Genomic DNA, 6,827 nt, shown 5'->3' on the forward strand with positions numbered 1-6,827 from the left:
CAAATCGGTGTGCGGGAACGGCCGGGAGCGCACCTTGTTGACAATCGTTTCCACTTTTGTTGAAAATGACTGTCATGAACGTACGACGCCTGATACCCACCGCCGCCACGGCCGGAGCGGTCACGCTCGGCCTGCTGGCGCTGTCCGCCTGCTCCTCCTCCGACACGGCCGGGGGGAAGGGCGACGGCAGGCTGGCGGTGACGGCGTCGTTCTACCCCATGCAGTTCCTGGCCCAGCAGATAGGCGGCGATCATGTCTCCGTCACGACATTGACCAAGCCGGGCACCGAACCGCACGACCTGGAACTGAGCCCCCGGGAGACCGCCCGGCTCAGCCAGGCCGACGTGATCGTGTACCTCAAGGGCATCGCCCCCGCCGTGGACGACGCCATCGGCCAGTCCGGCGCGCGGCAGATCGTCGACGCGACGTCGCTCACGGAGATGGAGCACCACGGCACCGAGGTCGGCCACGCCCACGAGGGGGACGAAGGCCACGGGGACGAGGAGCACGCGGAGGAGGAATCCGCGAACGGCAACGACCCGCACATCTGGCTGGATCCGGTGAAGTACGCCGAGGTCGCCAAGGGGGTCGGCGCCGCCCTGGAGAAGGCAGACCCGGACCACGCCGCGACGTACCGTACGAACACCGGCACCCTCGTCGGAAAGCTCGGCGCCCTCGACACCGCCTTCGAGCAGGGCCTCGCGGACACCGCCACCAGGACCTTCATCACCACCCACGCCGCCTTCGGCTACCTCGCCGAGCGGTACGGCCTGGAGCAGGAGGCCATCGCCGGGGTCGACCCCGAGGCGGAGCCGAGCCCCGCCCGCGTGAAGGAGCTGGGGACCATCGCCCGGCAGGACAAGGTCAGCACCGTCTTCTTCGAGACGCTCGCCAGCGACAGGACCGCGAAGACCATCGCCGGGGACACGGGCCTGCGCACCGACGTCCTGGACCCGCTCGAAGGAATCACGGCGAAGTCCAAGGGGTCGGACTACCTCCAGGTCATGAAGTCGAACCTGGCCGCGCTCCAGAACGCGCTGGGCGCCAAGTGAGCGGCCCCGGCAGGTCCGGCACTCCCGGCACCCCCGGCACCCCTGTCATCGCCCTCCGGGGCGCGACAGCCACCCTCGGCGCCCGCCCCGTGCTGCGCGGCATCGACCTCACCGTGCACCACGGCGAGGTGGTCGCCCTGCTCGGCGCCAACGGCTCCGGCAAGTCCACGGCCGTCCGCGCGGTGATCGGCCAGGTCCCGCTCACGAGCGGCGAGGTCTCGCTGTTCTCGACGCCGCTGCGCCGCTTCCGCGACTGGTCGCGCGTCGGGTACGTGCCGCAGCGCACCACGGCGGAGGGCGGGGTGCCCGCGACGGTCCGCGAGATCGTCGCCGCCGGCCGCCTGTCCCGTACGAAGCTGAGGTGGCCCGGCCGGGCCGACCGGGCGGCCGTCGAGCGCGTCATCGAGCTGGTGGGCCTCGCGGACCGCGCCAAGGACTCCGTGAACGCGCTGTCCGGCGGCCAGTACCAGCGCGTGCTGATCGCCAGGGCGCTCGCCTCCGAGCCCGAACTCCTGATCATGGACGAGCCGATGGCCGGCGTCGACCTCGCCAGCCAGGAGATCCTCGCGGCGACCCTGCGCGAACAGGTCGCGGCCGGTACGACGGTGCTGCTCGTCCTGCACGAACTGGGCCCGTTGGAGCCCCTGATCGACCGCGCGGTGGTGCTGCGCGAGGGCTGCGTCCTGCACGACGGGCCGCCGCCCCCGGCCCTCGGCCAGCACGCCCTCCCGGGCCACGACCACGTCCACCCCCACGCGGCCGGCGAGCCGCTCCGTACAGGACTGCTGAGCTGACCATGGAAATGCTCCAGGCCCCCTTCATGCAGCGCGCGCTGATCGCCGCCGTACTGATCGGCGTCACCGCCCCCGCCATCGGCATCTACCTCGTACAGCGCCGCCAGGCGCTCATGGGCGACGGCATCGGCCACGTGGCCCTCACCGGCGTCGGTCTCGGCTTCCTGCTGTCCTGGAGCCCCGTCTGGACGGCGACGCTGGTCTCGGTGGCGGGCGCGATCACGATGGAACTGATCCGGGCGTACGGCCGCACCCGCGGCGACATCGCGCTCGCCATGCTCTTCTACGGCGGGATGTCCGGCGGGGTCCTGCTGATCAACCTCGCGCCGAACGGCTCCAACGCCAACCTGCTCTCGTTCCTCTTCGGCTCGCTGTCGACGGTCTCGTCCCAGGACGTGGTCTCGATCTCCGTGCTCGCCGCCTTCGTGGTGCTGGTCACGGTGGGGCTGCGGCGCCAGCTCTTCGCGGTCAGCCAGGACGAGGAGTTCGCCCGGGTGACCGGGCTGCCGGTACGGACCCTGAACCTGCTGGTGGCCGTCACGGCGGCGGTGACCGTCACCGTCGCGATGCGGGTCGTGGGGCTGCTGCTGGTGAGCGCGCTGATGGTGGTCCCGGTGGCGGCGGCCCAGCAGGTCACACGGTCGTTCGCGGTCACGTTCGTGCTCGCCGTGGTGATCGGGACGACGGTCTCCGTGGGCGGCACGGTCACGTCGTACTACCAGGACGTGCCGCCGGGAGCGACAATCGTATTGCTGGCCATCGGGCTGTTCGTGGTCCTGACCGTCCTGGCCACTCCGCTGGCGAGACGGCGGGCGCGGGCCGTGAGCGGTGGTCCCGGCGGTGAACAGCCCGAACCGGCCACCGAACCGTCCGTACCGGCCACGGAACCGTCCGTACCGGATCTCCCCGCCGCCCGGCGGGCCGGTGATGACATCGCGGTGTGAGCGCGAGCTGGCAGAATGGCCCGACGTAAGCGGGCGACGCCCGGCGGTACGGGCAGAGGCAAGGAGGCACCTGTGACGACTGCGACCGGCGATGGAGCGGGCACGGCCCCCGTGCGCGGCCGATCCACCCGCCAGCGGGCCGCGGTGGCGGCGGCGCTGGACCAGGTGGACGAGTTCCGCAGCGCGCAGGAGCTCCACGACATGCTCAAGCACCGCGGTGACTCGGTCGGCCTGACGACCGTCTACCGCACCCTCCAGTCCCTCGCCGACGCCGGCGAGGTGGACGTCCTGCGGACGAACGACGGGGAGTCGGTCTACCGGCGCTGCTCGACCGGCGACCACCACCACCACCTGGTGTGCCGGATCTGCGGCAAGGCCGTGGAGGTCGAGGGTCCCGCCGTCGAGCAGTGGGCGGAGACGGTCGCCGCGCAGCACGGCTATGTGGCGGTGGCGCACACGGTGGAGATCTTCGGCACCTGCGCGGAGTGCGCGGCGGCGGCGGTCAAGAACTAGCACGCGGGTCACTACGGGACCGGAGCCCGGGGACGCCGTACGGGCCCAGGTCGAGGTCCATGGGCCCGTACGGCGTCCCCGCGCCGGTCCGCCGCTCAGTTGTCCCGCGGCTCCTCGATCTCGTCGTCCTCGCCCGTCGACAGGTTGGGCAGCGCGCCGCCGAACCGCCGGTCCCGGGAGGCGAATTCCAGACAGGCCCGCCACAGGTCCCGCCGGTCGAAGTCGGGCCACAGCACGTCCTGGAAGACCATCTCGGCGTAACTGCTCTGCCAGATCAGGTAGTTGGACGTACGCTGCTCACCGCTCGGGCGCAGGAAGAGATCCACGTCCGGCATGTCCGGGTAGTACAGGTACTTGGCGAAGGTCTTCTCGTTGACCTTCGACGGGTCGAGCTTGCCCGACGCGACGTCGGCGGCGAGCGCCTGCGCCGCGTCCGCGATCTCCGCCCGGCCGCCGTAGTTGACGCAGAAGTACAGCGTCATGGCGTCGTTGTCCTTGGTCTGCTCCTGGGCGACCTGGAGCTCCTGGACGACCGACTTCCACATCTTCGGCATCCGGCCGACCCAGCGGATCCTGATGCCCAGCTCGTCCATTTCGTCGCGGCGGCGGCGGATGACGTCGCGGTTGAAGTTCATCAGGAACCGCACCTCGTCGGGGGTGCGCTTCCAGTTCTCCGTGGAGAACGCGTACAGCGAGAGGTTCTTGACGCCCATCTCCAGGCAGCCCTTGAGGACGTCGAGCACCACACCCTCGCCGACCTTGTGCCCCTCGGTGCGCGGCAGGCCGCGCTCCTTGGCCCAGCGCCCGTTCCCGTCCATCACGCACGCCACGTGCTTCGGCACCAGCTCGCTCTGGATGTGCGGTGGTACCGCGCCGGAGGGGTGCGGCTCGGGCGTCTTGTACTCGCGGCGGGTACGTCCCAGGATTCCGCGTCGTGCCATGGGCTCTTGTCTCCTCGTGCTGCCGTGCTCTTCGGTCTTCTCTACGCACTCGTCACACTGTTCGTACGCTTCGTACTGTTCAGTTCTTCTCTACGTATCTGAGCGAGCGCAGACCGCGCTCCAGGTGCCAGTGCAGATAGGCGGACACCAGACCGCTGCCCTCCCTGACGTGCCGTGCCTCGCACGCGTCCGCCGTCTCCCAGTCGCCGGTCAGCAGCGCGCTGAGCAGGAGGACGGCCTCCGCAGAGGGTACGACGCTGCCCGGCACCCGGCAGTCGCCGCATATCACTCCGCCCGCCGCGACCGAGAAGAAACGGTTCGGCCCGGCAAGCCCGCACTTCGCGCAGTCGTCGAAACTCGGCGCGTAGCCGTTGACCGCGAGGGAGCGCAGCAGGAAGGCGTCCAGGATCAGATGCGGGGCGTGCTCCCCGCGGGCGAGCGTGCGCAGCCCGCCGACGAGCAGCAGGTACTGCTGGACGGCCGGCTCGCCCTCGTGGTCCGTGAACCGCTCCGCGGTCTCCAGCATGGCCGTGCCGGCGGTGTAGCGGGCGTAGTCGGTGACGATGCCGCCCCCGTACGGAGCGATGGTCTCGCTCTGCGTACAGAGCGGCAGCCCGCGCCCGACCAGCTCGCCGCCGCGCGCGAAGAACTGCACGTCGACATGGGAGAACGGCTCCAGCCGCGCCCCGAACTTCGACTTCGTGCGCCGTACCCCCCGGGCGACGGCCCGGACCCGCCCGTGGCCGCGGGTCAGAAGCGTGATGATGCGGTCGGCCTCACCGAGCTTCTGGGTGCGCAGCACGACGCCGTCGTCCCGGAACAGACTCATGCGCCCCATTGTCCCGCATGGCCGGCGCCCTCCCCCACGCCCGGCGTCAGGACGGCGTGCGGGCCGCCGCCAGCAGCAGTCTCTCCGTGTCCGCCACGCACAGCCGCAGCGCGCGGCCGACCGTGGCCAGCACCTCGCGCTCCGCCGGGATGTACGGCCCGTCGGCGAGGGCGATCCTGGCGCCCTGGACGAGGATCGACTCCCGGCCCGCCGGGGCGAGGTGCGGGGCCAGCGGCTCCAGCGCCTCGTGCAGCTCGATGGCGAGCGCGGCGCCGCAGGGTCCCGGGTCGATGACGAACCGGCCGGTGTCGGCGGCCAGCGCCTCCACGAGCTCCGTCAGCCGCTCCTCCGTGCAGTCGTCGAAGCCCGCCGCGCGGACCGCGTGGACGGCCGTCTCCCGCACGGTGGAGGACGAGGTGCCGCCGGCCACCAGGACGGCGAGCGCGACCGTGTGGACGGCGTCGCGCAGCATCGCCGAGAAGCGGACCGTGGTGGGGTGGTCGAGCGTGTCCGTACCGAAGTGGCCGTGGCAGGCGGCGCATTCGACGACAGGTCCGGCGGTCCCCCGGTTCAGGAGCGGCACGCCGAGGACCGTGAAGCGGCGACGGCCCGTACGGCGGCGGTAGTTGCGGTCGCCTCCGCAGCCGGGGCAGAAGAACTCGCCGTCGCCCACCGTGTTCCAGGACGTACGGACGCCACAGATGCGCACTTTTCGGCCACTTGATCCCTGAGCTGGCAGCACGTCGCGCACCTCCGTAACGCTCCGGCAACATTGCCGCGTTGACGTGATGTTAGCCACATCTTCGAAGCGGCGTCAGCACCCCGGCGTGAGATCGCCATGAATGGCTGAACCCCGCCCACGGGTTCGGGTGGGCGGGGTTCGCAAAACCTCAGGTCAGCGGGGTCCGGAGGACGGATCAGCGGGTGGCGCGGTTCACCGCGGAAATGACCGCCTTGAGTGACGCGCGGGTGGTGTTCGCGTCGATCCCGATGCCCCACAGCACCTTTCCGTCGATCGCGCACTCGATGTACGAGGCGGCCTGCGCGCTCGCGCCCTCGCTCATGGTGTGTTCCTGGTAGTCCAGCACCCGGGCGTCGATTCCGATGCCCGCCAGCGCGTCGACGAAGGCGGAGATCGGGCCGTTGCCGGTGCCGCTCAGGACCGTTTCCGTACCGTCCACCGCGGCCCGCACGGTCAGCGTGTCCTGGCCGTCGGTGCCGGTCGTGGTCTGGCCGGACGTGAGCTGGATCCGGCCCCACGCGTTGTCGGCGTTGGGCAGGTACTCGTCCTGGAAGACCGACCAGATCTGGCCCGGGGTGATCTCGCCGCCCTCGGCGTCGGTCTTGGTCTGGATGATCCGGGAGAACTCGATCTGCATGCGGCGCGGCAGGTCCAGCTTGTGCCCGTTCTTGAGGACGTACGCGACACCGCCCTTGCCCGACTGCGAGTTGACCCGGATGACCGCCTCGTACGAACGCCCCACGTCCTTGGGGTCGATCGGCAGGTACGGCACCGCCCACTCGATCTCGTCCACCGTCACGCCGCGCGCCTCGGCGTCCGCCGCCATCGCGTCGAAGCCCTTCTTGATGGCGTCCTGATGGGAGCCGGAGAAGGACGTGTAGACCAGGTCGCCCACGTACGGATGGCGCGGGTGGATCTCCATCTGGTTGCAGTACTCGCTGGTGCGGCGGATGTCGTCGATCTGCGAGAAGTCGATCTGCGGGTCGACGCCCTGCGAGAAGAGGTTCATGCC

At 70.6% G+C, this 6,827-nt stretch carries 8 protein-coding genes; 4 read left to right on the plus strand and 4 right to left on the minus strand.

All coding sequences use genetic code 11. The features are described from left to right. The first annotated feature begins 74 nt into the window (after window positions 1–74). The 4 genes from GT042_RS13505 to GT042_RS13520 all read left to right on the plus strand — a co-directional run bounded on the left by GT042_RS13505 (window position 75) and on the right by GT042_RS13520 (window position 3,303). Window positions 75–1,052 (plus strand): metal ABC transporter substrate-binding protein, encoded by a 978-nt coding sequence (locus tag GT042_RS13505; protein ID WP_161308945.1) that lies wholly within the window; start codon window positions 75–77, stop codon window positions 1,050–1,052. Beyond that, the gene (locus GT042_RS13510) at window positions 1,049–1,846 is read left to right on the plus strand and encodes a metal ABC transporter ATP-binding protein (RefSeq protein WP_161308946.1); all 798 of its coding nucleotides are present in this window, start codon (window positions 1,049–1,051) and stop codon (window positions 1,844–1,846) included. Before GT042_RS13505 ends, GT042_RS13510 begins: the two co-directional genes overlap by 4 nt. A gap of 2 nt (window positions 1,847–1,848) precedes the next feature. Then, complete coding sequence (locus tag GT042_RS13515; RefSeq protein WP_161308947.1) at window positions 1,849–2,790, plus strand: metal ABC transporter permease; 942 nt, start codon at window positions 1,849–1,851, stop codon at window positions 2,788–2,790. Between the two features lie 72 nt (window positions 2,791–2,862). Beyond that, entirely contained in the window at window positions 2,863–3,303 is a 441-nt protein-coding gene (locus GT042_RS13520) for a transcriptional repressor (RefSeq protein ID WP_161308948.1), read from the plus strand. A gap of 95 nt (window positions 3,304–3,398) precedes the next feature. On the opposite strand, the gene GT042_RS13525 is transcribed toward GT042_RS13520, so the two are convergent. The 4 genes from GT042_RS13525 to GT042_RS13540 all read right to left on the minus strand — a co-directional run. Further along, a complete protein-coding gene (locus GT042_RS13525; RefSeq protein ID WP_161308949.1) occupies window positions 3,399–4,244 on the minus strand; it encodes an isoprenyl transferase in 846 nt (281 codons plus the stop codon). Between the two features lie 79 nt (window positions 4,245–4,323). Continuing rightward, window positions 4,324–5,073, minus strand: a complete 750-nt coding sequence (recO, locus tag GT042_RS13530; protein WP_161308950.1) for a DNA repair protein RecO — start codon at window positions 5,071–5,073, stop codon at window positions 4,324–4,326. 46 nt (window positions 5,074–5,119) lie between these two features. Further along, complete coding sequence (locus tag GT042_RS13535; protein ID WP_161308951.1) at window positions 5,120–5,815, minus strand: TerB family tellurite resistance protein; 696 nt, start codon at window positions 5,813–5,815, stop codon at window positions 5,120–5,122. A 175-nt stretch (window positions 5,816–5,990) separates the two neighbouring features. Then, window positions 5,991–6,827 (minus strand): alpha-isopropylmalate synthase regulatory domain-containing protein (locus GT042_RS13540; protein WP_272925713.1); only part of this gene is annotated, 837 nt, incomplete at its 5' end.

Origin of the sequence: Streptomyces sp. SID3212, from assembly GCF_009865405.1 — a bacterium.
Taxonomy (GTDB): Bacteria; Actinomycetota; Actinomycetes; order Streptomycetales; family Streptomycetaceae; genus Streptomyces.